At 69.7% G+C, this 24,806-nt stretch carries 23 protein-coding genes; 4 read left to right on the forward strand and 19 right to left on the reverse strand.

Annotation, left to right across the window (positions count from 1 at the left end):
• Positions 1-5: 5 nt before the first annotated feature.
• From ASD66_RS00475 to ASD66_RS00485, 3 genes are read right to left on the reverse strand one after another with little or no spacing between them, the layout of a single operon-like run.
• Positions 6-1,079 carry an NAD(P)H-dependent flavin oxidoreductase gene (locus tag ASD66_RS00475; protein ID WP_056889736.1) on the reverse strand — a complete coding sequence of 358 codons (1,074 nt, stop codon included), beginning with the start codon at positions 1,077-1,079 and terminating at the stop codon, positions 6-8.
• Positions 1,076-1,834 (reverse strand): CoA-transferase subunit beta, encoded by a 759-nt coding sequence (locus ASD66_RS00480; protein WP_056889737.1) that lies wholly within the window; start codon positions 1,832-1,834, stop codon positions 1,076-1,078. Before ASD66_RS00480 ends, ASD66_RS00475 begins: the two co-directional genes overlap by 4 nt.
• Entirely contained in the window at positions 1,831-2,703 is an 873-nt protein-coding gene (locus ASD66_RS00485; protein WP_321163483.1) for a CoA transferase subunit A, read from the reverse strand. Before ASD66_RS00485 ends, ASD66_RS00480 begins: the two co-directional genes overlap by 4 nt.
• A gap of 93 nt (positions 2,704-2,796) precedes the next feature.
• Here ASD66_RS00485 and ASD66_RS00490 point away from each other — a divergent pair, with 93 nt between their 5' ends.
• On the forward strand, positions 2,797-3,834 hold the full coding sequence (locus ASD66_RS00490) for a phosphotransferase family protein (protein WP_056889738.1): 1,038 nt from the start codon (positions 2,797-2,799) through the stop codon (positions 3,832-3,834).
• A gap of 108 nt (positions 3,835-3,942) precedes the next feature.
• Here ASD66_RS00490 and ASD66_RS00495 read toward each other — a convergent pair whose 3' ends face one another.
• The 8 genes from ASD66_RS00495 to hsaA all read right to left on the reverse strand — a co-directional run bounded on the left by ASD66_RS00495 (position 3,943) and on the right by hsaA (position 12,299).
• Positions 3,943-4,821, reverse strand: a complete 879-nt coding sequence (locus tag ASD66_RS00495; protein ID WP_056687093.1) for an ATP-binding cassette domain-containing protein — start codon at positions 4,819-4,821, stop codon at positions 3,943-3,945.
• Positions 4,818-5,843: an ABC transporter ATP-binding protein gene (locus tag ASD66_RS00500; protein ID WP_056889739.1), complete on the reverse strand. Its 1,026-nt coding sequence runs from the start codon at positions 5,841-5,843 to the stop codon at positions 4,818-4,820. Before ASD66_RS00500 ends, ASD66_RS00495 begins: the two co-directional genes overlap by 4 nt.
• A 2-nt stretch (positions 5,844-5,845) precedes the next feature.
• The gene (locus ASD66_RS00505; RefSeq protein ID WP_156388482.1) at positions 5,846-6,748 is read right to left on the reverse strand and encodes an ABC transporter permease; all 903 of its coding nucleotides are present in this window, start codon (positions 6,746-6,748) and stop codon (positions 5,846-5,848) included.
• A complete protein-coding gene (locus ASD66_RS00510; RefSeq protein WP_162254232.1) occupies positions 6,745-7,689 on the reverse strand; it encodes an ABC transporter permease in 945 nt (314 codons plus the stop codon). The genes ASD66_RS00505 and ASD66_RS00510 overlap by 4 nt, the downstream gene beginning before the upstream one ends.
• Positions 7,690-7,845: 156 nt before the next feature.
• The gene (locus tag ASD66_RS00515) at positions 7,846-8,730 is read right to left on the reverse strand and encodes an IclR family transcriptional regulator (protein WP_056687105.1); all 885 of its coding nucleotides are present in this window, start codon (positions 8,728-8,730) and stop codon (positions 7,846-7,848) included.
• The gene (locus ASD66_RS00520) at positions 8,727-10,232 is read right to left on the reverse strand and encodes an FAD-dependent oxidoreductase (protein WP_056687108.1); all 1,506 of its coding nucleotides are present in this window, start codon (positions 10,230-10,232) and stop codon (positions 8,727-8,729) included. The genes ASD66_RS00515 and ASD66_RS00520 overlap by 4 nt, the downstream gene beginning before the upstream one ends.
• Positions 10,233-10,273: 41 nt before the next feature.
• Entirely contained in the window at positions 10,274-11,014 is a 741-nt protein-coding gene (locus tag ASD66_RS00525; RefSeq protein ID WP_156388483.1) for an SDR family NAD(P)-dependent oxidoreductase, read from the reverse strand.
• 118 nt (positions 11,015-11,132) lie between these two features.
• Entirely contained in the window at positions 11,133-12,299 is a 1,167-nt protein-coding gene (hsaA, locus tag ASD66_RS00530) for a 3-hydroxy-9,10-secoandrosta-1,3,5(10)-triene-9,17-dione monooxygenase oxygenase subunit (RefSeq protein ID WP_056687116.1), read from the reverse strand.
• Positions 12,300-12,460: 161 nt separating this feature from the next.
• Here hsaA and ASD66_RS00535 point away from each other — a divergent pair, with 161 nt between their 5' ends.
• Complete coding sequence (locus ASD66_RS00535; protein ID WP_056889741.1) at positions 12,461-13,603, forward strand: Rieske 2Fe-2S domain-containing protein; 1,143 nt, start codon at positions 12,461-12,463, stop codon at positions 13,601-13,603.
• An 11-nt stretch (positions 13,604-13,614) separates the two neighbouring features.
• Here ASD66_RS00535 and ASD66_RS00540 read toward each other — a convergent pair whose 3' ends face one another.
• The 5 genes from ASD66_RS00540 to ASD66_RS00560 are packed head-to-tail and all read right to left on the reverse strand — an operon-like array spanning position 13,615 to position 18,915.
• Entirely contained in the window at positions 13,615-14,520 is a 906-nt protein-coding gene (locus ASD66_RS00540) for an LLM class F420-dependent oxidoreductase (RefSeq protein ID WP_056687119.1), read from the reverse strand.
• Entirely contained in the window at positions 14,517-16,034 is a 1,518-nt protein-coding gene (locus ASD66_RS00545; RefSeq protein WP_056889742.1) for an FAD-dependent oxidoreductase, read from the reverse strand. Before ASD66_RS00545 ends, ASD66_RS00540 begins: the two co-directional genes overlap by 4 nt.
• A gap of 9 nt (positions 16,035-16,043) precedes the next feature.
• Positions 16,044-17,231 carry an MFS transporter gene (locus tag ASD66_RS00550; RefSeq protein WP_056889743.1) on the reverse strand — a complete coding sequence of 396 codons (1,188 nt, stop codon included), beginning with the start codon at positions 17,229-17,231 and terminating at the stop codon, positions 16,044-16,046.
• Positions 17,232-17,266: 35 nt separating this feature from the next.
• Entirely contained in the window at positions 17,267-18,139 is an 873-nt protein-coding gene (locus ASD66_RS00555) for a TIGR03619 family F420-dependent LLM class oxidoreductase (RefSeq protein ID WP_056687128.1), read from the reverse strand.
• The gene (locus ASD66_RS00560) at positions 18,139-18,915 is read right to left on the reverse strand and encodes an SDR family oxidoreductase (RefSeq protein ID WP_056889744.1); all 777 of its coding nucleotides are present in this window, start codon (positions 18,913-18,915) and stop codon (positions 18,139-18,141) included. The genes ASD66_RS00555 and ASD66_RS00560 overlap by 1 nt, the downstream gene beginning before the upstream one ends.
• A 169-nt stretch (positions 18,916-19,084) precedes the next feature.
• Between ASD66_RS00560 and ASD66_RS00565 the strand changes: the two genes are divergently transcribed.
• Positions 19,085-20,149, forward strand: coding sequence for a DUF1214 domain-containing protein (locus tag ASD66_RS00565; RefSeq protein WP_056889745.1), 1,065 nt, complete (start codon positions 19,085-19,087; stop codon positions 20,147-20,149).
• Positions 20,150-20,208: 59 nt separating this feature from the next.
• On the forward strand, positions 20,209-21,027 hold the full coding sequence (locus ASD66_RS00570) for a TIGR03619 family F420-dependent LLM class oxidoreductase (RefSeq protein WP_056889746.1): 819 nt from the start codon (positions 20,209-20,211) through the stop codon (positions 21,025-21,027).
• 66 nt (positions 21,028-21,093) lie between these two features.
• Here the strand turns inward: ASD66_RS00570 and ASD66_RS00575 are convergent, their stop codons facing one another.
• Genes ASD66_RS00575 through ASD66_RS00585 form a run of 3 tightly spaced genes read right to left on the reverse strand, consistent with a single transcriptional unit; the run spans position 21,094 to position 24,780 of the window.
• Positions 21,094-21,600, reverse strand: coding sequence for a VOC family protein (locus tag ASD66_RS00575; protein ID WP_056687139.1), 507 nt, complete (start codon positions 21,598-21,600; stop codon positions 21,094-21,096).
• 12 nt (positions 21,601-21,612) lie between these two features.
• On the reverse strand, positions 21,613-23,808 hold the full coding sequence (locus tag ASD66_RS00580; protein ID WP_056889747.1) for an arylsulfatase: 2,196 nt from the start codon (positions 23,806-23,808) through the stop codon (positions 21,613-21,615).
• 48 nt (positions 23,809-23,856) lie between these two features.
• Positions 23,857-24,780, reverse strand: coding sequence for a VOC family protein (locus ASD66_RS00585; protein ID WP_056687146.1), 924 nt, complete (start codon positions 24,778-24,780; stop codon positions 23,857-23,859).
• Positions 24,781-24,806: the final 26 nt, after the last annotated feature.

Here is a 24,806-nt window from a genome sequence, read left to right on the forward strand (position 1 = left end):
GTGGCCTAGGCGCCGAAGCGCTCGAGGACGTCGGTGGCCTCGCGGACGATGCGCGAGACCAGCTCGTCGCAGCTGGGCAGGTCGTCGATCATGCCGACCACCTGACCGGTCGCCATGACGCCGGCGTCGGCGTTGCCGTCGATCAGGGCCGTGCGGTAGAGCATCGGAGCATTGGCGGCCATCACGACCTGGCTCCAGGTGAGGTCCTCGTGCTTGCGCATGGCCAGGCCCTCGCCGACCATGTCGCGCCAGCGGGCCCCGGAGATCTTCTGGAACCTGCGGGCGTTGCTCGCCGCGCGCAGCACGCGTGCGGCCGGGCGGGTCTTCTCGATCTGGGCGATCGGGCCGACGCGGAGCACGCGTTGCGGAATGCCGTCGACCTGGGTGGTGAGGACCGTGTCGTTGACCGACTTGGAGAGGTAGACGTCCTTGACCTCCTGCGCGACCGGTGAGTCGGAGGTGAGCATGAAGCGGGTGCCCATCGCGATCCCGTCGGCGCCGTAGGCCAGCGCGGAGACCAGGCCCCGGCCGTCGAAGAAGCCACCGGCACCGATCACCACGAGGTCGACCGCGTCGGTCACCTGGGGCAGCAGCAGGCTGGTCGGGACCTGGCCGGTGTGGCCGCCACCCTCACCGCCCTGCACGATGACCGCGTCGGCGCCCCACGAGGCCACCTTCTCGGCGTGGCGGACGGCGCCGATCGACGGCATCACGACCAGACCGGCGTCCTTGCACTTGGCGATCAGGTCCTGCTTGGGGGCGAGCGCGAACGACGCCACCTTGACCCCCGCGCTGATCATCAGGTCGATCCGCTTGTGCACGTCGGGCTGGTTGGCGCGCACGTTGACGCCGAACGGCTTGTCGGTGGCGGCCTGGATCTCGTCGATCGCGGTCACCAGCTCGTCGTACGACAGCAGTCCGGCGGCGAGGATCCCGAGCCCACCGGCGTTGGCCGTGGCCGCGGTCAGCCTTGCGTCGGAGACGTTGCCCATCCCGGTCTGTACGACGGGGTGGTCGACGCCGAACAGCTCGGTGGCGCGGGTCTTCAGCGCCGGGTGGACCACACGGGTGTCCGTCATGCCGGCACCTCCTTGTCGCGCAGGTTGCGCGGGTCGATGACGTCGCGGATCAGGGCGAGCTCGTCGTCAGTGGGCAGCCGGGTCACCGGCACCTCACCGTCGACGACGAGGTCGAACCCGGTGGCGGCGTGCACCTCGTCGACGGTCACTCCCGGGTGGACCGAGACCAGTCGCATCGCGCCGGAGGCGGGGGCGTAGTCGAGCACGGCGAGGTCGGTGACCACCTTGCGGAGATCGTGGTAGCGGCTCGCACCGGTTCCCGCGGCCGCGGCCCGGTCGTTGCCCGCGCCGGAGACCATGTCCACGGCCGGGACGAACGTCCGGGTGCTGTGCTTGGCGATCCAGTAGCTGGTCGCGTGGTAGACCGTGTTGCCCGGCGCGCCCCGCACGCCGACGAGCTGGACGGACGGCTTCGCGTGGTCGCCGATGGCAGAGATGTTCACGTTGCCGAAGCGGTCGATCTGCACCGGCACCATCACGATGTGCCGTTTGCCCGTCCAGTTGAGGTCGAAGATGCCGCGGAAGGGCGACCATCCCTCGACGACGCCCTCGGCCGGACCGCCGACCGCCCAGGTGCCCTGCACCAGGTGGGACTCACCGTCGGTCAGGAGCAGGTCGGGCGAGAACGTGTGCCGGGCGAGCCGGACCCCGATCGCCGGAATGGTGCCGAACGCGCTGGCCAGGATCTCGCCGTTGTCACGGTAGATCTCGGCGCAGGCGGCCACGCACACCTCGGCACGGCTGATGTCGCTCATGCGGACAGCTCCTCGTCGTCTCGGGCAGCGATCGCTCGCTGGTAGGTCTCTTCGTCGCCGGAGAGGTAGGTGGCGGAGAACGCCTGCCAGGCCTCGGGCGACTTCGCCGCGGCGGCGTACTCGCGCAGGAAGCCCTCGTCGGTGCCGTAGTCGGGCGCGCACGAGGTGAGGTGCGCGCCGTTCGGGGCCTCGACGACGCCGTCGACGAACAGGCGTCGGAGCGCGATCGTCGCGGCGTGGTGGTCGCGGGTCAGCTCCTCGGTCGGCACGACCTTCTCGCAGGACACGAACGCCTGGTCGGCGGCCATGCAGAAGAGGTCGTCGAAGTAGGGGTCCGGCCCGAGGTACTGCGCGTTGCCGGCAGCGTCGGCGCGGTTCATGTGCACCAGGGCGGCGTCGAGGTGGATCGCCGGCATCGCGATCAGCTCGTCACCACTGCCGTAGGGATCGGTGATGAGCTGCAGGTCCGGGTTCGTGTCGGTGACCGAGGTGGCCAGGCCGGCACGCGTGGGCAGGAAGGGCAGCCGGATCGAGGCTGCGTACAGGCCCCACTGGAGCATGCCCTCGTCGTACTCGGCGACCTCGATCGAGCCGCTCTGCCGAGCCGCGCGGAAGTGCGGGTCCAGGGGAATCGAGTCGAGGGTCACGAAGCCGAAGACCAGCTTCTTGACCTTGCCGGCCGCGCACAGCAGGCCGACGTCGGGGCCGCCGTACGAGACGACGGTGAGGTCGGTGAGGTCGGAGCGCAGGATCTCGCGGACCAGGGACATCGGCTTGCGGCGCGAGGCCCAACCGCCGATCCCGATCGTCATGCCCGACTCCAACCGCCCGACCACTTCGGGGCCGGTCATCCGTTTGTCAGCCATCATCTGCCTTTCGATGTAGCAAGCGCTTGGTTGAACGGCTACACTAGCCGAATTCCGACGAACGTCAACCTCCGATCCCACTTCCCAGGAGCCCCCGTGGCGGCACGCGAATCCCCCACCATCACCGGCCTCGATCTCGACACCGTCGCGCCCTGGCTGGCCGGTCAGATCGACCTGCGGCTACCCCTCGACGTGAGTCGGCTGGCCGGCGGCCGCTCGAACCTCACCTACCTGCTCACCGACGACACGGGTCGCCGGACGGTGCTGCGCAGGCCTCCCCTGGGCGACCTTCCGGCCACCGCGCACGACGTCCTCCGTGAGGCGCGACTGCTCGAGGCGGTCGCCGGCCGGGTGCCCGTCCCCGCAGTGCTGGCGACCTGCCCCGACCCCGCCGTGACCGGGGCGCCCTTCTTCGTGATGGAGCACCTGGACGGCACGGTGGTGCGCGATCCCGAGGGTGCCCTGTCACTGGACCCGCAGGTGCGCGCCGCCGTCGGGCCGTCGCTGGTCGATGCGCTCGTGGCCCTCCACGAGGTCGACCCCGACCGCCTGGGCCTCGGCGACCTCGCCAAGCGGAGGGACTACGCCGAGCGCCAGCTCCGTCGCTGGCACCGCAACTGGGAGTCCACCCGCACCCGCGACCTGCCCGACCTCGAGCGGACCCATGCCTGGCTGGTCGAGCACTGCCCGGAGCAGAGCCGGTCGAGCATCGTGCACGGCGACTTCCGGGTGGACAACTGCATCCTGGGCGCGGACGGCGCTGTGCTCGGCCTGCTCGACTGGGAGCTCAGCACGGTCGGCGACCCGCTCGCCGACCTGGGCCAGCTCCTCGTCTACTGGGCAGAGCCCGACGATGATTTCACCGCGCTGAACAGCCCCCCGACGCGGGTGCCGGGGTTCGCCAGCCGTGACGAGCTGCGCGACCGGTATCTCGCCGCGAGCGGGGCGGACCCGGCCGAGGTGGCCTACTACGTCGTCTTCAACTGGTGGAAGACCGCCTGCATCGTCGAGGACGTCCACACCCGCATGCTGCGCGGCGCGATGGGCGCCAGCGACCGCACGCCCGAGTCGTTCGGCGTGCAGGCGCAGGGCCTGGCCGCCCGCGCCTGGCAGGAGACCCACGCGCTGGCCTGACTTCCCGGTTGCAGCGATCCCCGGCGCACCGGGGAAACAGGTGCTCCCCACGGCAAATATGCCGTGGTAGGTGCAGGTTTCCCCGGCGCACCGGGACTCCTGCAGGGGCTAGACGACCACGGCCTCTTCCCGCTCGGCCTCGTCGAGCTCCACGGATGCGGCGGTCTCTCCGTTGAACCGGCGGTGCCTCGGGCTGCGACCCGGGATGGCGGCCAGGAGCTCACGCGTGTAGTCGGTCTCCGGCGCGGCGAAGACCCGCTCGGCCGAGCCGGTCTCGAGGAGCTTGCCGGCGCGCATGACCGCGACCTCGTCGGCGATCAGCCGCACCAGGCGCAGGTCGTGGGAGATGAACAGGTAGGAGATGCCGCGCTCGGCCTGCAGGTCGTTGAGCAGGTTGATCACCTGGGCCTGCGTGGAGACGTCGAGGGCGGCGACCGGCTCGTCACACACGATGAAGGACGGGTCGGTGATCAGTGCCCGCGCGATGGCGACGCGCTGGAGCTGGCCGCCCGACATCTCATAGGGGAAGCGCTCCATGTGTGCGGTGTCGAGCCCGACCCGGCGCACCATCTCGAGTGCCTTCTTGTGCCGGGTGGCCCGGTTGTCGTCGGTGTGCACGATCAACGGCTCGGCGACCGAGTCCTTGATCAGCATGCGCGGGTCGAGCGACGTGTACGGGTCCTGGAAGATCATCGTGGCGTGCGACCGCATCCGCCGCAGGTCGCCGCGCGACATGGTGGAGATGTCGGTGTCGAGCAGGTTGATCGTGCCGGCGTCGGGCTCGATGAGCCGGAGCACCAGTCGTCCGACCGTGGACTTGCCGGCGCCGCTCTCCCCCACCAGCCCCAGGGTCTTGCCCGGAGCGATGTCGAGGTCGACGCCGTCGACGGCCTTCAGCTGGTGCGGGTGCCGGCGCAGCAGCGTGGCGCGGCGTCCGTAGACCTTGGTCAGGCCGCGCACGGACAGGGTGGGGTTCGTGGTGGTCATGCGCGCACTCCCGGGAGGTCGAGTTCGGCGGCCCGCGCGCATCGGCTCAGGTGGCCGGGCGCGACGGAGGTCAGCGGAATGGTCTGGCGGCAGGTCTCCTCGACCGCGTGCCGGCAACGGTCCTGGAAACGGCACGTCGCGGGGAACTCGTGCGGTGCCGGCACCAGCCCGGGGATGAAGCCGAGCGGCTCTCCTCGCCGGGACGGCTCGAGCATCGACTGCAGGAGCGCACTGGTGTAGGGGTTCTGCGGGTTGTGGAACAGCTCGTCGGCGGGGGCCTCCTCGACCACCTGGCCGGCGTACATCACCGACACCCGGTCGCACATCTCGGCGACCACGCCGAGGTCGTGGGTGATCAGCAGGACGCCGAGGCCGAGCTCGGCCTGGAGCCTGCGGATCAGCTCGAGCACCTGGCGCTGCACCGTCACGTCGAGCGCCGTGGTCGGCTCGTCCGCGATCAGCAGCATCGGGTCGCAGGCGATCGCCATGGCGAGCATCACCCGCTGGCACATGCCGCCGCTGAACTCGTGCGGATACTGCTTGACCCGGTGCTCGGCCTGCGGGATCTCGACCAGCTTGAAGAGCTCGATCGTGTGCTGCATCGCCCGCTTGCGGGACCAGCCGCGGTGTCGGCGCAGGGACTCGGCGACCTGGTCGCCGACGGTGAACGCCGGGTTGAGGCAGCGCCGCGGCTCCTGGAAGATCATCGCCGCCTTGGCGCCACGGACGTCGGCGAGCTTGCGCTCCCCCATGTCCGAGATGCGTTGGCCCATCAGGTCGACGGACCCGCGACTGATCCTCGCGTTCTTGGGCAGGAGGCCCATCACCGACAGCGAGGTGAGGGTCTTTCCGGAGCCCGACTCACCGACCAGGCCGACCACCTCGTTGCGGTTCACCGTGAGGTCGACGCTGTCGACGATCGTGACCCAGCCCCTCTCCGTGCTGACCTCGACGGTCAGGTCGGTGGCCTGCATGACCACCTCGCCCACGTGGGGCTCGGCCGTGATCTCGAGGGCAGACATGTTCATTTCCCGTCCGTGGTCTGGCGCCCGAGGGCGTCGCGGAGGCCGTCGCCCAGCAGCGAGAAGGCCAGGATGGTGATCGCGACCATGACGGTCGGCGGGTAGATCAGGTAGGCGCTGGTGGTGAGGTTCGACGAGGCGTCGTTGAGCATCAGCCCCCAGGTCGCCTGAGGCACGCGGGCGCCGAGGCCCAGGAACGACAGGCTGGCCTCGGCCACGATCACGACCGACGCGGAGAACGACGCCTGCACGAGCAGCGGCGGGGCGACCGCGGGCAGGATGTGCCGCCACAGGATCCGCCAGGTGCCGCAGCCGCTGGCGCGGGCGCTCTCGATGTAGAGCTCGTTGCGGGCGCCCTGCGTGGAGGCCCGGACGATGCGGTAGAAGCTCGGCACGATCAGGATGGCGATGGCGAACATGGCGTTGCGCAGGCCAGGGCCGAGAATGGCGACCACCACCACCGCCAGGATCAGCGGCGGGAGGGTCATCAGAGCGTCGATGACCCGGCTCAGGACTGCGTCGGTGAACCCGCCGAGGTAGCCGGCCACGATGCCGAGCGGTACGCCGACCGAGAGCGCGATGCCGACCGCCTGGGCCGAGGCGAGCAGGTCGACGCGGGTGGCCACGATCAACCGGCTCAGCACGTCGCGGCCGAGCTCGTCGGTGCCGAGCAGGTGGTCGCCGGAGGGGCCCATCAGCCGCAGGGACAACGTGACCTTGTTCGGGTCGTGGGGTGCCAGCAGGTCACCGAAGACGGCGACGACGACCAGCAGGAAGATGACGACCATGGAGGCGACCGCGGCCTTGTTGCGCATCAGGCGCCGCAGCACCCGGTTGTTCAGCCGGCGACGCCGCTTGGGCGGGGTGGCGCTGAGGTTCGTCGAGTCGGCGAGGGACATGGTCATCGGGTCCTCAGTCTCGGGTTGAAGTAGCCGTAGGAGGCGTCGACGCACAGGTTGACCACGGTCACCAGCACGGCGACGAGGAGCACGAGGCCCTGCAGCGTGATCAGGTCACCGTTGAGCACCGACTCGACGCTGACCGAGCCGAGGCCGGGGATCGCGAAGATCCGCTCGACCACGACGGCTCCGCCGAACATCTGGGTGATCACGAGCCCGAGGACGGTGACCACCGGTACGGCGGCATTCTTGGCGGCGTGCTTGCCGACGATCAGGCGTCGCTGCAGTCCCTTGGCCCTCGCGGTGCGGACGTAGTCCTCCTCGAGTGCGTCGACCAGGGCTCCGCGGACCTGCCTGGTCAGCAAGGCGCCGGGGATGATCGCCAGGGAGAGCGCGGGAAGCGTGGTGAACTGCAGCCACGGACCGATGCCGGTCGACAGGTCGGCGTAGCCCGTGGCCGGGAAGACCGGCGACAGGATGGCCAGGAACAGGACCAGGAGCACGGCGGCGACGAAGGGCGGGATCGCCATCAGCAAGTTGGCGATCGAGTTCATCAGCCAGTCGACGAAACCACCCTTGTTGAGGGCGGCGACGGTGCCGAGCACGACACCCATCACCAGGCTGAAGAAGAGCGCCAGCACCACGAGGGACGCAGTGATCGGCAGCCGGTACATCAGGTCGGCGAGCACCGACTGGTGCGTCACCGGGGAGACCCCGAAGTCACCCTGGAGGGCGTTCCAGCCCCACTCGAGGTAGCGGGTCAGGAAGGGCCGGTCGAAGCCGTGCAGCTCGCGGATCTCGGCGAGCCGCTCGGGGGTGGGGTTGTCACCCGCGAGGACTGCCGCCGGGTCGGTGGGCGAGAGCTCCATCAACACGAACACGAGCAGCGTCACGAGGATGATCGTCGGCACCGCCAGCAGAAGGCGCTTTCCGATAAATCGGGTCATAGAACTCACCATCGTTGTCGTCCGGGAGCCGGCAATGCCGACTGTCGGGGTGGTCTTGTGCGCGGCGGCCACGCCGGCATTCGTGAACCTAGGTCAAGCGACGTGCGTCACATCCGGTTTCCCACTGACTGGGAGTACGGATCTGTGTCTGACGGGTCAGATCCAGTCGGAGCCGGAGCCGACCGAGAGCAGGGCGTCCATGGCCTCGGTCGACCAGGTCTCCTCCAGCGGCGCCACTGACGGGCGATTGCGGTTCGACTTGCGGCGCGGGAACAGCTCTTCGGCCGTCGCGCGCGCAGCGTGGGCAACCAGCGGCGCGACCTTCTCCAGCGGCACCCCGGCCTCGCCGCACAGCGAGATGCTGGCCACCGGGCCCTCCGGCGAACGGATGGCTGCGGCCACGCAGGCGATGTCCGGGAAGCACTCTCCGCGTTCGAAGGCGAGCCCGTGGCGGCTGCGGATCCGGCCGAGCTCCTGGTGCAGGGTGGGCAACCGCGAGATGGTGCGGTTGGTCAGCCTGCCCAGGGAACCCTCCAGCTGCAGGTCGACCTGTTCGGGCGAGAGCCAGGCCAGCATCGCCTTGCCGAGCGCGGTGGAGTGTGCGGGCGCCCGCCCTCCGACCCGCGACGGGATCTGGGCGGCGAAGCGGCCGCCGACCTTGTCGAGGTAGTGGATCTCGCTGTCGGAGAGCACGGCCAGGTGCACGACCATGCCGGTGCGCAGCGCGAGGTCGTGCAAGGTCTCGGCGGTCGCCTCCCGGAGCCGCCCGTGGCCCTCGTCGCCGCCGCCGAACATCAGCTGCCGGTGACCGAGGCAGTAGCCCTCGGTGCCCAGCGCGAGCCAGCCGAGCCGCACGAGATCGACCAGGATCCGGTGCGTGGTCGACCGTGGCAGGTGGGTCGCCGCGGCCACGTCCTCCAGGGTGCGACTGGCGGCACGCGCCGAGAAGCACTCCATGATCAACGTCATCCGGTCGAGCATCGACGGCGGTGTCGACCGCGCCGGAACCTCGGCCTCGGGTACGACGGACAGTGTGGTCATGACGAGGCTCCTTGAGTCGATGCCGATGCGGTTCTTCCTGCGACACGTCCGAACGCCAGCGCGTCGGCGATGTGCATGCCGCTGTCGCGGGCCCAGCTGTACGTCGAGCTGACGCTGCCCGCCGCGTAGAGGCCATCGATGACATCGCCGAACGGGTCGAGCACACGGCAGTGCTCGTCGCGACGAGGGCCGCCATTGGTCCAGGCAAGCATCGGCGCCGAGGTGAACGCGTAGTAGGGCCCGTCGCCGAGCGCCACGAGAGTGTCAGGGTCTCGCCCGAACTGCTCGTCCTCACCGGCCTCGCACGAGGCGTTCCACCGTGCGACTGTGCGGTGCAGGGCCTCGGGATCGACCTCGAGGCTCGCGGCCAGCTCGTCGAGGGTCTCGCCCTTGTGGAGCCAGCCCTTGTCGACCTCGACCGAGTTGTCGGCGCTCCACTCATAGCCCTCGACCAGCACGTTCCACCCGACGGCGAGGACGTCACCGTTCGGCGAGACGGGTCCGGCCAGTCTCGTCGCCTCGTCGAAGATCGCGTGCACCCGTCGTACCGGCGAGTGCTCGTAGGCGCCGTGCCGCAGCGCGTGCCCGTGACCGATGCTCGGCAGCTCGTCGTCGCAGCGCTTGCCGAGCGAGTCGACGAAGATGAAGCCGTTGCTGAAGAAGAAGCGCCCGTAGAACCCGCTCTGGTAGCCGGCGACGGCGAAGCCCTCGATGCTCATCATGTTGTCCATGTGCCACAGGTCCGCGCCGACCTTCTGCGCCATCTTGTGGCCGTCGCCGGTGTTGTACGGCGAGCCCCAGGGCAGGTTCTGCGGCAGTCGCAGGTAGTCGCGCACCATCTCGACGTTGCCCTCGAACCCGCCGGTGGCCAGCACGACGCCGCCCCGGGCACGAACCCGGAGCGTTCCACCGTCGGGAGTCTCGGCCAGCACACCCGTGACCGCCCGGGACTCCGGGTCCTGGACCAGGCGACGCGCGGGCGTCGCGAGTCGTACGTCGATGGCCCGGGTCTCGAGCCCGGCGAACAGGGCGTTGAGGAGACGCGATCGGCCGAGCTGTCCGTCCACGGCGACCATGCCGCCGTAGGAGTCGCTGCCCTCCAGGCCCGGGAACTCCGACGGGATCCCCCGACCCTTGCCGTTGACGGCTTCACCGACCAGCGCGGTCGTGGCGCCCAGCGCGCTCTCGACCCACTCGGTGAGCTGGGCGGTCTCCCTGGCCCAGGTGCTGACCACCGCCGGCGGCAATGGGTAGCCGCCCGACAAGCTGTTGAGGTAGGTCTCGGCCCCTTCCACGTCGTGTGTGCGGAACCAGGCGCCTCCCGAGACGCGGGTGTTGCCGCCCTCGAGCCCTCCCGAGAGCTTCTCGAGGAGGACCACGCTCGCACCGGACTCGTGGGCCTCGATGGCGGCCGCGCATCCCGCAGCACCCATGCCGAGCACGACGACGTCCACCTCGAGGTCCCAGCTGCCTGAGCCCTGGTCCCTTGTCCGTTCACTCATCACATTCGCTCCTGATTCGTGTGCCCGCGATGCGGGGATCGTCAGATCGACTGACCGCCGTCGACGATGAAGTCCTGTCCGGTGCAGTAGCTGCTGGCCTCGCTGGCGAGGAAGGCCACCAGGGCCGCCACCTCCGCCGGTTGCCCGACCCGGGCGATCGGCTGGGTGGCCACCGCTCCCCCGCCGGCGCGCGTCGCCTCGGTGATCATCGGGGTGTCGATCGCGCCGGGGCAGATGCAGTTGACCCGGATGCCCTTCGGCCCCAGCTCCATGGCGGCCGACTTGGTGGCCCCGCGCAACGCCCACTTCGACGCGGCGTACGAGATCGCTCCCGGATAGCCGCCCAGCCCCGCGGTGGAGGCGATGTTCACGATCGATCCGCCACGGGGTTCCATCAAGGGAACGACCCGCTGCATGCCGAGGATCGGCCCGAGCACGTTGACCGCCATCGCGGCCTCGACCTCGCCACGCTCCAGGCCCTCGAGCGCACCGAGGCGGTAGAGGCCGGCGTTGTTGACCAGCACGTCGAGCCGCCCGAACGCCTCGACGGTCGCGGCCAGCGCCGCGTCCCACGACTCCTCGCTGCGTACGTCGAGGGCGACAGCGAGCGTCGGGCCCTCGATGCCGTCGGCCACCGAACGCGTCGCTGCGAGGTCGAGGTCGGCGAGCACCACCGAGGCGCCCAGCTCAGCACACACCCGGGCGTGCTCGACGCCCTGGCCGCCGGCGGCGCCGGTGATGAGCACGACGCGGTCCGTCAGATCGACCAGCGGTTCCACCACGGTCATCCTCCTCGTTCATGAGTGTTCTGGATCACATGTAGCAAGCGCTTGGCAGGTAGACTAGCAAGCGACTCGGCCCGCCGACAGGGCTTTCCCCGAACCGGCGCGGCCGCGGGTTTCACATCAGGCTGTCCTCGACGACGAAGCCGAACTCGTTGCGGCCGTACATCGCCAGCGCCCGCTCCACGTCGTTGGCCACGTGCACGCTGCCGGCATGGGCGTCGCGCCAGGACCGCTCGATCGGGTTGCCCCGCTTCAAGGAGTTGCCGCCCGCGGTCTTGAACAGGATGTCGATGGCCTCGAGCACCCGCTCGGTGCCACGCACCTGGTCGCGACGGGTCCGCAGCCGCAGCTCGTCCGGAAGCTCCTCGCCCTGCACCACATGGTCGTAGAGCTCGGCGATGTTGCGGTCCATCTGCAGGGTCGCGGCGTCGATCTCGGAGGCGGCCCGCGCCACTGCCACGTGCGCGAACTCGTCCTCCGCGTAGCGACCGCCGCCCAGGCTGAGCCGGGTCCGGTTGCGCATCGCGGAGATGTAGGCCGAGTAGCAGCCGCCCACCGCACCGATGATGGGTGCGGTGATGGTCGAGGTGAAGATCGAGGCGAACGGCATGCGATAGAGCGGGCCGGTGTTGACTGCCTGTCCGGGGCCGCGCAGCCGGGCCTGGTCGAAGTTGCGGATCGTGCGGTGGGCGGGCACGAAGACCTTGTCCACGAGGATGTCGTTGCTCGCCGTACCCCGCAGCCCGATCACGTCCCAGACCTCCTCGATCCGGTAGTCCGGTCGCGGCAGCAGCAGGGTGATCACGTCGACCGGCTTGCCGGCGCTGCCGGTCAGCAGGGCGCCGACCAGCACCCACGACGCGTGCCCGCACCCGGAGGAGAAGCTCCAGCGCCCGCTCAGCTCGTAGCCACCGTCGACCTGCCTGAGCCGCCCGACAGGGGCGTACGCCGACGACACCAGCGTGTCCGGGTCCTCGCCCCAGACCTCCTCCTGTGCCCGGGCGTCGAACAGCGCGAGCTGCCAGGGGTGGACGCCGAGCACGGACGTGACCCATCCGGTGGAGCCGCAGGCACCGGAGACGGCCCGGACCACCTCGTAGAAGTCGACCGGGTTGCCCTCCATCCCGCCGAACTTCTCGGGCTGGAGCATCCGGAAGACCCCCGCGGCCTTGAGCTCGGCGATCGTCTCGGGTGGCACAGCACCGTCGGTGTCGGTGGCGGTGGCGCGCTCGGCGATCTTCGCGAGCAGCGGGCGCACCTTCTCCAGAACCTCGTTGGGCATGGTCTCTCCGTTTCTTGCGGCCGTGCGGCGACCCCAGCGATCGTGCGACCCGGCTCACCCCCACATGGCCCGTGTCCCGGACAGTGGGACCCCCGCGCCGAGGGGCACGGCCGCGACCGAGCCTCGGGAGGACACCGACTGACGAAAGAGGGCGCGAGACGATGACTGTTGAAGCTGACGAGGTCCGGGCGATCGAGGCCGCCGAGGTCGAGACGCGGTTCGCGCGTGGCTGGCACTGCCTGGGCCTGGCGCGGGACTTCCGTGACGGGCAGCCGCACTCGATCACCGCATTCGGCACCAAGCTCGTGGTCTTCACCGGCGAGGACGGCACGGTCAACGTGCTCGACGCCTACTGCCGCCACATGGGCGGCGACCTGTCCCAGGGCACCGTCAAGGGCAACGAGATCGCCTGCCCCTTCCACGACTGGCGCTGGGGCGGTGACGGCCGCTGCAAGAACATCCCCTACGCCCGACGCGTCCCGCTGCGGGCCCGCACCGCGGCCTGGCCGACCCTCGAGCAGGACGGCATGCTCTTCGTCTGGAACGACCCCGAGGGCAACCCTCCCATCGAGGAGCAGGCGCCGCCCCGGATCGAGGGAGCACTCGAGGACGGGTGGACCGACTGGGTCTGGTACGAGACGCCCGTGCACACCAACGTGCGCGAGGTGATCGACAACAACGTCGACATGGCGCACTTCTTCTACGTGCACAAGTCGTTCCCGACGTACTTCAAGAACATCTTCGAGGGGCACGTCGCCGCACAGCACATGAACGGCCTGGCCCGCGAGGACGCGCGCGTCCCCACCGCGGACGACTCACCCCAGATGCGGGGGAACACGTCGGTGGCCGCCTACTACGGCCCGTCCTTCATGATCGACGAGCTGACCTACCACTTCGACGACATGGACCTGAAGACCACGCTGATCAACTGCCACTACCCGGTCGACGAGAACTCGTTCGTGCTGCAGTACGGGATCATCGTGCAGGTGCCCGAGGGACTGGACAACGAGGCCGCCCTCACCATCGCGCGGGAGCAGGCCGGGTTCGTCAAGGCCGGTTTCGAGCAGGACGTGGAGATCTGGAAGAACAAGACCCGGATCGACAACCCGCTGCTCTGCGAGGAGGACGGCCCGGTCTACCAGCTGCGCCGTTGGTACCAGCAGTTCTACACCGACGTCGCCGACATCGCCCCCGAGATGGTCGAGCGGTTCGAGTTCGAGATCGACACCACGAAGCCGGTGGAGATGTGGCGTCGGGAGGTCGAGGAGAACCTCGCACTGGAGGGCGCGGGTTCGCCCGGCTGACCGCTCGCCGTTCACGGTCCCGTCGGATCCTCCGGCGGGACCAACGCCTCGAACACCCCGAGGCCCGCGACCGCCTCGAGTTGCTCGAGGTAGTGCTGCACGGACCGGTGGACCGGCCGGAAGGGAACCATCGTCACGCCGGCCGCCGCGGCCGCGTGGAGTGCCTCCTCCACCCGATCGGGATCAGTGAGCGGGTCGAGCGCCCCATGGACGCCTGAGACGACCTCGAAGCCGGCCGGTCGTTCGGGGTGTTCGGCGAGCATGGTGCGCAGTGTCTGGAGATCCGGTGCGCCGGGGAGCCAACCGTCCGCCAGTGTGACGGCGCGGCGAAGTGCCCGTCGGGAGTGCCCACCGACCCAGAGCGGCACTCGCTCCTGCACCGCGCACGGGTCGACCACCAGCCCCGCGAAGTCGTAGAACTCACCGTGGTACTCGGGCTCCACCTGGGAGAGTGCCGCCCGCAGCGCCCGGATCGCGTCGTCCGCACGAGGACCGCGATCTTCGAACGCGGCCCCCAGGGTCCGGAACTCCTCCTCCGCCGTTCCGACGCCCAGCCCGAGGTTGACCCGGCCTGAGCTCATCCGGTCCAGCGTGCCGTATCTCTTCGCGATGGCCAGCGGGTGGTGGTAGCCGAGCACCAGGACGTTGGTGAGCAGCCGGATGCTCTTGGTGCGGGCAGCCAGCCAGGACAGCGTCGCCAGCGGGTCCCAGTAGCGCGTGCCACGGCCTTGTGGCAACTGTGGTGAGTGGATGCCACGGGGCATCGCGATGTGCTCGCTGCAGGTGAGGAAGTGGAAGCCCAGTCGGTCGGCGTGCTCGGCGACGAGGGTGATCTCGGCGATCCCCGCGGTGTCCTCCCACTCCGCGGTCAGGCCGGGGACCTTGACCACCACCGGCGTGGACACGCCCAGTCTCATCCGGCGTCCTGCGCACCACTGTCACTGGTCGTGTTGCCGATTCCGACGGCAGCGGCGCGGCCGGCCCTGCGGCCGAAGAACGTGCCGTCGCCCAGCGACGTGCCGCTGATGTAGCCCTGGCCGAACATGCCCGCGCTGGCCCGCCCGGCCGCGTAGAGGCCCGGGATCTCGTTGCCGGACACGTCGAGGACGCGACCGTCGACCGTGGTGCGGAGTCCCCCGAGCGTGAAGCCCGCGACGCCCGTCGTTCCGCCGCCACCCTCGCTGCCCGAGTCGAAGCCCTTCCTGGGATCGATCGCCGCGAAGGGCGCCTTCAGGGAGCGCAGCCACCGCTTGTTCTTGTGGAACTGCGGGTCCTCGCCCCGTTCGGCCCAGTGGTTGTACGCCGCGACGGTGCTCTCCAAGGACCCCTCCGGCAGGCCGAGCTCCTCCTCCAGCTCGCCCAGGCGCTCACACACGTGCGAGGGCCGGACGTTCCAGAGGTCGCGCTCGGGGATGTCGTCGTAGCCCTCCTGGTCGATGATCACCCAGTAGGGGCCGGGCTGGTGACGCACCGCGGCAACGCTGGCCAGGCCGGGATAGACGTCCTCGTTGATGAATCTCTGACCGAGGCCGTTGACCAGCATCCCCCGCGCGATCATCGCCGGCAGGACCTGGGCGGCGATCTGCGTCACCGACATGCGGCGTACGGCGGCTCCGATGGCGAGGCCCATCGAGATGCCGCTGCCGTCGTCCAGCCCGTCACTGACCTTGGCGTGACCGCTCAGCACCGGCGCGTGCTCGAAGAGCATCTCCTCGTTGTCGACGAACCCGCCCGTGGTCACGATGACGGCCTTGCGGGCGCGGTAGGTGACCGTGGTGCCGTACTGCCGGGCGACCACGCCCACGACCCGGCCGTCGTCGTCGAGCATGAGGCGGGTCGCGACGGTGTCGACATGGGTCTCCACACCGGCCGCCTTCACCGCGGCCACCAGCTTCTCCATGATCAGCCAGCCACCGAAGGACTCGGTCGCGGGCCGGTGGCCACGCGGCACGGCGTCGGCCAGCCGGTCGTAGGGCCAGGCGTTCTCGCCGAGCCACATCAGGCCGTCCTGGGTCGGGGGCATCCAGCTCTGGCCGTCGTACAGGCCGGGGTTGAAGGTCAGCCCGAGGCCGCAGAACCAGTCGAAGTGCTCGCGGCTGCCGTCGCAGTAGAGGCGGATCTTCTCCTCGTCGGCGTCGGGCCCGAGGGCGGCCTTCAGGTAGGCGAACATGTTGTCGGGGCTGTCCCGGTAGCCGGAGGACTGCTGCAACGGGGTTCCTCCGCCGAGGTAGAGCTCCCCGCCGGACATCGCCGACGAGCCGCCCGGGCCGCCGGCACGTTCGATGACCAGGACGTCGGCTCCCGAGCCCGCCGCCTCGAGGGCCGCGGCGCCTCCCGCGCAACCGAAGCCGACCACCAGCACGTCGGTCTCGTGGTCGAAGGCCTCGATGTCGGAGGCGTGGGCGGGCGCGAAGGTCGGTTTGCTGCTCATGGCCGGAAGTTAGCCAGCGCACCTGCCCGACCCGGGCACGATCCCGATCAGCGGGATCGGGGCGGGCGAACGGCGCCCGAGCACGAACAGCGCGGCGAGGCCAGCGGCCCCTGCTGCGGCGGCGGCGACCGCGAACGGGACATGGGCGTTGTACGTCTCGCCCAGGTGCCCGGCCAGCCAGGGGGCGAGCGCGGGCCCGGCGTTGCGCATCAGGTTGTACGCCGCGGAGGTCGTCGCGTGGTCGCTGGACGAGGACGACATCACTGCCTCGGTCATCATCGTGTTGCAGATCCCCAGGAGGAGGCCCGAGCACACCACCCCGGCAGCGAGGGCGGGCCCGCTGCCCGCGAGGAACGACATCACCGCGAGCAGGAGGGCGAAGCCGACCGTGGCACCCGCGAAGGTCGCCACGGTGCCGAAGCGCCGTTGCAGCGGCGGGCCGATCACGGTGGAGGAGAGCACCAGGGTCACACCCCAGCCGCAGTAGACGAGGCCGACCACCTCGGGGCTCTGGGCCAGCGGGAACGGCGTGTAGGTGAACATCATCAGGAAGCCGGCGTTGTAGAGCAGTGCCGCGACCGAGAGGGTCAGCACGACCGGGTCCCGCAGGGCGCGAAACGTCGACGAGAACCTCGTGGGCGATCGTTCGTCCCGGTTCGGGGGCATCAGGACGACCAGGGACAGGGCGGCCACCAGCATCATCGACGAGGAGCCGAGGAAGGCGATCCGCCACGAGATCGCTCCCAGCAGTCCGCCCGCCAACGGCCCCGCCGCGATGCCGACCCCGACCGCGGCCTCGAAGAGCTTGACCGCCCGGCCGGAACTTCCTCCAGCCTCCTCGAGCACGGCCACCAGCACGGTGGCCAGGAACAGCGCACTGCCCAGGCCCCATCCGGCCCGCGACACGATGACCCAACCGATGTCCTGAGCCGTGGTGGCCACCAGACCGCAGGCGACGTTGACCAGCAGCGCCGCGATCAGCGACCTGCGGATGCCCAGGCGGCTCGAGACCATGCCGGTGAACGGCATCGCCCCACCGCACGCGACCAGGTAGACCGACACCAGCAACAGCGTCTCCGACGGCGAGGCGGAGAGATCGACACTCATCGGGCGCAGGATCGGAACCACGAGGCCCATGCCGATCGTCGCCGCGACCAGGGCGAACAATGCCGCCCACACCGATCGGGGCAGGGTCATGTCAGGTCTCGGGTCACGGCGACGCGGAAGTCACGTCAGTACTTCCCGATGACCGTCTCGGCGAAGCGGCGCAGGGACTCGATCCGACCAGCTGTGGTCTGCTCCTCGCCGAACATCCGCCAGGGCGAGACACGGCAGATGGTCACCCCGGCCTCCTCGAGGTCGCGGTAGCCGGACACGTCGTGGACGTCGGTCGGCGACACGTCGATCTCGAAGGGCAGGTCGGCTCTGCCGTACTCCTCGCGCAGGACACCGAGTCGGGCGATGGCGACCTTCAGCTCGTCGGCGGGGACGTTGACCGAGATCCAGCCGTCGCCGATCCGCGCCGCGCGCTTGAGGCCGGCCTCGCTGTGCCCGCCGACGTAGACCGGGACCGGCCTGTCGGGGGCCGGGCTGATCATCAGCCGGTCGAAGTCGTAGTGCTTGCCGTGGTGCTCGACCCACTCGGGACCGTTGCCGGCGCAGACCGACTTGATGATCGCGATCGCCTCGTCGGTCCGGGCGCCACGCGTGCGCATGTCGGTGCCGGTGAAGGTGAACTCCTCCGGGATCCACGAGAGGCCCACGCCGAGCGCGATCCGGTTGTCCGACAGGACCGCCATCGTGGCGACCTGCTTGGCGGTCAGCAACGGGTCGCGCAACGGCAGCTTGAGCACGTTGGTCGAGATGATCAGGCGTTCGGTCACCGCGGCCAGCGCCGACATCATCACGAACGGGTCGGGCATGGGGGTCTCGCCGCTCCACATCCGCTTGCCGTCCGCGGTGTAGGGGTAGTCGGCCGAGACCTTCTCCGGGTAGAAGACCGAGTCGGACAGGCCGACACCGTCGTACCCGAGCTCCTCCGCGGCGACAGCGACCTCGAGCAGCTCCTTCGGGCCCATCATCGCGCCCGACAGCGCCCACTTCATCAGAACGCCTCGGGGCCGCGGACCACTGCTTCGGCGCCGCCGTCCATGAAGAGGATCTGTGCGGTGGTGTGCGTGTTCCCCGGGCGGACCAGCCACACGAGCGCATCGGCGATCACCTCCGGGCCCATCCAGCCGCCCAGCTTCGAGGGCACGGCCTTCTTCATCATCTCGACACCCTGCTCGGACGCGCGCAGGCCCTCGGTCATCGGCGTGACCACGACGCCCGGGCCCACGGCGTTCAGCGAGATGCCGGCGCCGGCCCAGTCCTCCGTGACGGCGGTACGACGCAACCACCGGGTCAGCGCGTTCTTGGACGAGGCGTAGAGCAAGGAGCCCTTCCCGTCGGCGTGCAGCTTCTCCGCGAGTGCGACGGCGCGCTCCTCGTCGCCGTCGAGGCAGGCGTCGACCACCTCTTGGTCGGTCGGCTGCGTCGACGAGATCGACGAGGTCACCGACACTCGAGGTGCCTCCGCGCGGGCCAGTGCCGGTCGCAGTCCCTCGAGGAAGTCGACGACACCGAAGAAGTTGACCTTCACGTCCAGCGGGCTCAGCGACGACGTGCCGGCGCACGCGACCACGGCGTCCACGACGCCACCGGTCTGCTCGAGCACGTCGGCGACCGCCTGCTCGCGGCCCTGACGGGTGGCCAGGTCCGCGACGACGTCGGCGTCGCGCAGGTCGACACTGATCACGTGGTCACCCTGTGCCGTGAGCATGGCGGCGGTGGCCGCTCCGATTCCGGATGCGGCGCCGGTGACGACGACCTGACGAGTCATGCGAGATCTCCCTGATGTCGTGGGTGGTCCGCTCAACCTAGGGAGCCGACCCTGCCGGCGTCGGCCGCATCCCGGACAACGGGATCCAGTCCTTGCCAGCGGGACGCCCCCGGCCTCGAGGCTTCGTACGTCGTACCGTCCGAGGAAATTGACTACTCGGAGGAGCGACATGGCCAACAAGGTGTGGGACGAGTTCTGCGACCAGCTGCGAGAGGCGGGGCAGGGGCTGATCGACGAAGCCGCCCCGCAGGATGCGCTCAACCAGGACGAGGGCGTCCGCTACCTGATCCGGCTGCTGCGCTACGCGTCCCTCAACGCGATCGAGAACTCCGACCCGATGTTCCCCGCGATCACCGATGCGCTCGATCCCAACCTCAAGTGCAAGATCGGCGCGGACAACCCGGACAACATCTACATGCGCGCCAACGTCTCAGGCAAGCACCGCTACCGGATCAGCGGCAGCCGCGGCACCGTGCCCCTGATGACGTTCGGCTCGAAGGCGAACCGCTACCACATCGACGGCACGATGGCCTCGACCGGCGAGATCTCCAACGACGAGATCCCCGTCGACGCCGACGGCAACTTCAGCTTCATCGCCAGTGCGGATCGCCCCGCGGAAGGAGCCTGGCTCCCCCTCGCCGAGGACACCACCAACCTGGTCGGCCGGCAGTCCTTCCAGGATCGCAGCACCGAGGTCGCGGCACAGGTCCGCATCGAGCTCATCGACGAGATCCCCCGGCCGACGCCGATCGACAGCGACGCCTTCGCCCGTCAGCTCAAGCTGACCACGGACTTCGTCAAGGGCACCTCGGCCACGTTTGCCCGGTGGACGAAGCTCTTCATGGAACGGCCCAACGAGCTTCCCGACTGGGGCCAGGAGCTCTTCCAGGGGGCCGGCGGCGACCCGACCATCTTCTACCTGCACGGCTACTGGAAGCTCGCGCCCGACGAGGCCTGGGTGATCGAGACGGCGGTCCCGGACTGCGAGTACTGGAACTTCGTGCTGCAGAACTGGTGGATGGAGTCGCTGGACCACGACCGGATGAACACCTACATCAACAACCACACCGGCAAGCTCAACGACGACGGCACCCTGACGATCGTGGTCTCGGCCAAGGACCCGGGCTACGGCAACTGGATCTCCACCGCCTTCCACGAGGAGGGCACCGCCCTCATGCGCTGGGTGAAGGCTGACAACCACCCCCTGCCGACCTGCAAGGTCGTGAAGCTCTGAAGATCGGGGCAACCATCCCTGCTCGGGGGCGCGCTGCCCTCGAGCGGGGATTCGGCGCCATGGCCAGGGACCTCGAGTCCGCCGGGTTCGAGTCGGCCTGGGTGGGCGACCACGTCGCCATGCCGCGGACGCACACGTCGCGCTATCCGTTCTCCCCCACCGGCGAGATGCCGTGGCCCGCGACGGAGCCGTGGTGCGACTCCGTCGTGGCGATGGCGTCGATGGCCGAGGCGACCTCGACGATCAGGGTCGGCACGGGAGTGATGGTGGCCGGCCTGCGCAACCCCGTCGTCCTGGCCAAGCAGCTCGCCACCATCGACGTGCTCAGCGGCGGACGGCTCGAGCTGGGCGTCGGCGCAGGTTGGCTCACCGAGGAGTTCGGCATCGTCGGCCTCGACGCGAAGGATCGCGGACGCCGCCTCGACGAGGCCGTCGCCATGATCCGACGCTGCTGGGAAGGCGCGCCCGACGGCTTCGAGGGCCACTTCTACTCGCTGCCGGAGGGATCGCTCTTCTACCCCGTCCCGCTGCACGACGTGCCCGTCATCATCGGCGGTGTGTCGGAGCGCGCCTACGAACGGGTGGTCCGCTACGGCTCGGGCTGGATGGGCACCACGAACCTCAAGGACCTCCAGCGCGGCGCGGTCGAACCGATCACCCGGATCCGCCAGATCGCCACGGACCACGGCCGGGACCTCCACGAGATCGCCCAGCTCGTGCGGGTGCACACGGGGCCGTCGTTCGACGTCGACGGACTGGTCGCGGCGATTCCCGTGCTCCGGAACGCCGGCGTCGACGAGCTGCTGGTGGACATCCCGTGGTCCGGCGAGCTCGACCTGGCCCGGTGGTACGACCGGCTCAGCGCTGTCGCGGGCTGAAACTGGCGACAGGTCGATCAGAACTCACGACGGGTCGACCTGAACTCACGACGGGTCGATCAGAACTCACGACGGGTCGACGGTTTGGGAGGCGAGCCGCATGGCTTCGAACCGACTGCTCAAGGACGCCGACGGTCGCATCAGCTCGACGTACTGGACGCCCATGTCCGCCGCCTCCAGGTAGACGAAGTCCATCTCCTTCGTGCTCCCCTGCTGTACGACGGCAAGGCCGGCACGCCGCGCCTCGTCGAGTGCGGCGTCGTAGTCCTCCGGGATCCACCCGAGGTGGTGCATGCCGGGCCCGGATCGCTCGAGGAACTCGGTGTAGAGGTTCACGCCTCGCACCGGCTCGATCAGCTCGATCTGCTGCGAGCCGGCGTACCCGAGCGACACGTGGATCACGAAGTCGGCCGGCTCACCCCGATAGGTCGTGCGCTCGGGGCTGAACGCGATGTCGCGCATGCGCGTCCAGATCGGCACGCCGAAGCTCGCAGAGTGGATCCGTTCGGCCTCGGCGAGGTCCTCGACGACGCAGCCGATCTGCATGATGGCGCCGTGGGCGACGAGGGGCATGACCTGCCTCCGTCAGCGCAGGCTGAACTCGACGCGGTCCAGCCCACCCTCGAACGGGAAGACGTGCGGGTAGTCCCCGACGGGAGAGCCCGACGTCATCGCGATGTCGAAGGTCTCGTCGATCGAGTAGAAGCCCCGCGGGGTGCGCTCCGTGCGTCCGCTGCCGAGGGCCACGCCGTCCAGGGAGAGCGTGATCGTGGCGCCCTTGCCGACGCCGCCACCGTCGTAGTCGACGTCGACCTCGAGGACGTGCGCACCGACGGCGACGGCGGTGTCGCCGGCCAGGCTCACGGTGCCGGCCTCGAAGGCCCTGAGCCGGAACTCGGGTCGGCCGTCCTCGGTGAGCCAGAGCGCCCAGCCGGCGGTGTTGCCGCCCATGGTGGCCAGGACGCCGCGGGACCCACCCTCGGGAACGTCGACGTGTGCCCGCATCGTCCACGAGCGACCGTTGAGCCGCGGGCCGTTGGACTCGGGGATCCCGAACGCACCGCGACGGTAGACGAACTCGGTCCGGTTGCCGGCCAGGTTCGGCGTGCCTCCGCGGCGGGTGCGCGCGTCGTGCAACGGCAGGATCTCGACGCGCGCGGCCTCGCGCTCGAAGAGCTCCTGGAGCTGGGCCAGCCTGGCGGGCTCGGACGCCGCCAGGTCGTGGGCCTGGCTGAAGTCACGGGTGGTGTCGTAGAGCTCCCACACGTCCTGGTCGAAGGGTGCGTCGGTCGGTGGCAGGCCCACGGTCCACGGCATCCCGGCCCGGTGGAAGGCCGAGGCGATCCACCCTTCGTGGTAGATCGAGCGGTGCCCGTACACCTCGAAGTACTGGGTGGTGTGGCGTTCGGGCACCTCGCCGTCCGCGAAACTGTAGACCAGGCTGGTGCCGTCCATCGGCGACTGCTCGACCCCGTTGACCACCTTCGGCGCCTCGATGCCGGCCGCCTCGAGGATCGTCGGCACCACGTCGTTCACGTGCGAGAACTGGGTGCGCAGGCCGCCGGCATCCTTGATGCCGGCGGGCCACGAGACCACCATCGGGTTGCGGGTTCCACCGAAGTGCGAGGCCACCTGCTTGACCCACTGGAACGGCGAGGTCATCGCCCACGCCCACCCTGCCGGGTACTGCGGGTAGGACTTCTTCCCACCGATCTCGTCGAGCCGTTCGAGCTGGGTCTCCAGCGGCTCCTGCATCCCCTGCAGGGCTCCGAAGTAGTTGATGCTGCCGAGGAGTCCGGCCTCCGCGCTGCTGCCGTTGTCACCGACGACGTAGACGAACATCGTGTTCTCGAACTGGCCGCTCTCCTTGAGGGCGTCGACCAGGCGACCGATCTGGGTGTCCGTGTGCTCCAGGAAGCCCGCGTAGACCTCCATCAGCCTCTCGGCCACCTGCTTCTGGCCGTCGCTCAGGGTGTCCCAGGCGGGCAGTTCCTCGGGGCGCGGCGTGAGCACGGTGTCCTCGGGGACCACGCCGAGCGCCTTCTGGCGGGCCAGGGTCTCCTCCCGTACGACGTCCCAGCCCTGGGCGAACCGTCCGCTGTACTTCTCGCTCCACGCACTCGGCACGTGCAGCGGCGCGTGCGTCGCGCCGGGGGCCAGGTAGAGCATGAACGGCTGGTCGGGAGCGACCGACTCCTGCATCTGGATCCACTCGATCGAGCGGTCGACCAGGTCCTCGGTGAGGTGGTAGTCGTCCCCGTCAGGTCGGTGCACCGGCGTGGTGCCGGCGTACAGGGTGGGCTCGTACTGGTGGGTCTCCCCGCCGAGGAACCCGTAGAACGTGTCGAACCCCCGACCGGTCGGCCAGCGGTCGAACGGACCGACCTGCGAGGTCTCCCAGGCCGGCGCCAGGTGCCACTTGCCGAAGCAGGCGGTGCTGTAACCGTTCTGCTTGAGCACCGTGACGATCGTGGCGGAGCTGTCTCGCAGGATGCCCTGGTAGCCCGGCTGGTCGTTCGCGCTGTTCATCACCGTGCCGACGCCGGCCACGTGCGCGTCCCGGCCGGTCAACAACGCGGCCCGGGTCGGCGAGCAGATCGCGGTCGTGTGGAACCGGTTGTAGCGCAGCCCCTCCTCCGCCAGCTGCGAGATGGCGGGGGTCTCGATGATCCCGCCGAACGGCGCGGACGCACCGAACCCGACGTCGTCGAGCATCACGAGCACGACGTTGGGCGCTCCCTGGGGAGCGACGGGCAGGGAGAGGTCAGGCCGTTCGGTCATGTGACGATCCGTTCAGGTCGATCCGGGCAGTGTGTCGAACTCAGGCGCTCAGGAGGCCGGCGGCGTGAAAGCGGCCAGGGGCTCCGCACCCGACCAGTCGTGGCCCCAGTAGGAGTCCGCGGATATCTCCTCGGAGGTGTACCAGGTCTCGTCGACCAGCATGCCCTCACAGCCGTACTCGATGTCCCAGCCGCCGGGTGCCCGGACGTAGAAGGAGACCATCTTGTCGTTGGTGTGCCGGCCCAGGGTCGAGGAGATCGTGAAGCCGGCCTTCTGCACGTTGTCGAGCGAGCGACCGACGGCGTCGAGGGTGTCGACCTCCACCATCAGGTGGATCATGCCCGGCGCACCGCCGTGCGGGGCGGGGCAGACGGCGAGGCTGTGGTGCCGCTGGTTGATGCCCATGAACCGGATCCGGGCCTGGCTGCCGTCCTCCGCCGCAGGACCCACCTTCATCGCGCCGCGCGGGAGGAAGCCGAGGACCTCGGTGTAGAACGCGACGGTCTCCTCCATCTCCGTCGTCGGGAGCACCACGTGGCCCAGCCCGCACTTGCCGGTCACGAACTTCTGGCCGGCGCCGGTCAGGACGGGCGAGTGGTCGAGCACCGGGCCGAAGAACACCTCGACCGGGATGCCGGCCGGGTCGGTGAACGTCATGGCCGCCTCAACGCCACGGTGCGCCGCCTCCCCCGTCGACAACATCTTCACGGGGGTGCCGGCGGCCTCGACGGCGCGGCCGACGGCAGCGAGCGCGAACTGGTCGCGGACCTCCCACCCGACGGCGAGCACCTCGTCGGTCTCCCCAGGCAGGATGATCACCCGCGAGGACCGCTCGTCCATGCGCAGGTAGAGGCCGTCGGGTTCGGGGCCCGACCCCTCGGCGAAACCGAGCGAGTCGATCATCAGCTCACGCCAGCGAGGGACGTCGGTGGTCTGGACCTTGAGGTAGCCGAGGCCGCGTAGTTCCGTCATGGGATGTCCTTGTCAGTCGTTGGGTT

The organism is Nocardioides sp. Root151 (genome assembly GCF_001427925.1).
GTDB lineage: Bacteria > Actinomycetota > Actinomycetes > Propionibacteriales > Nocardioidaceae > Nocardioides.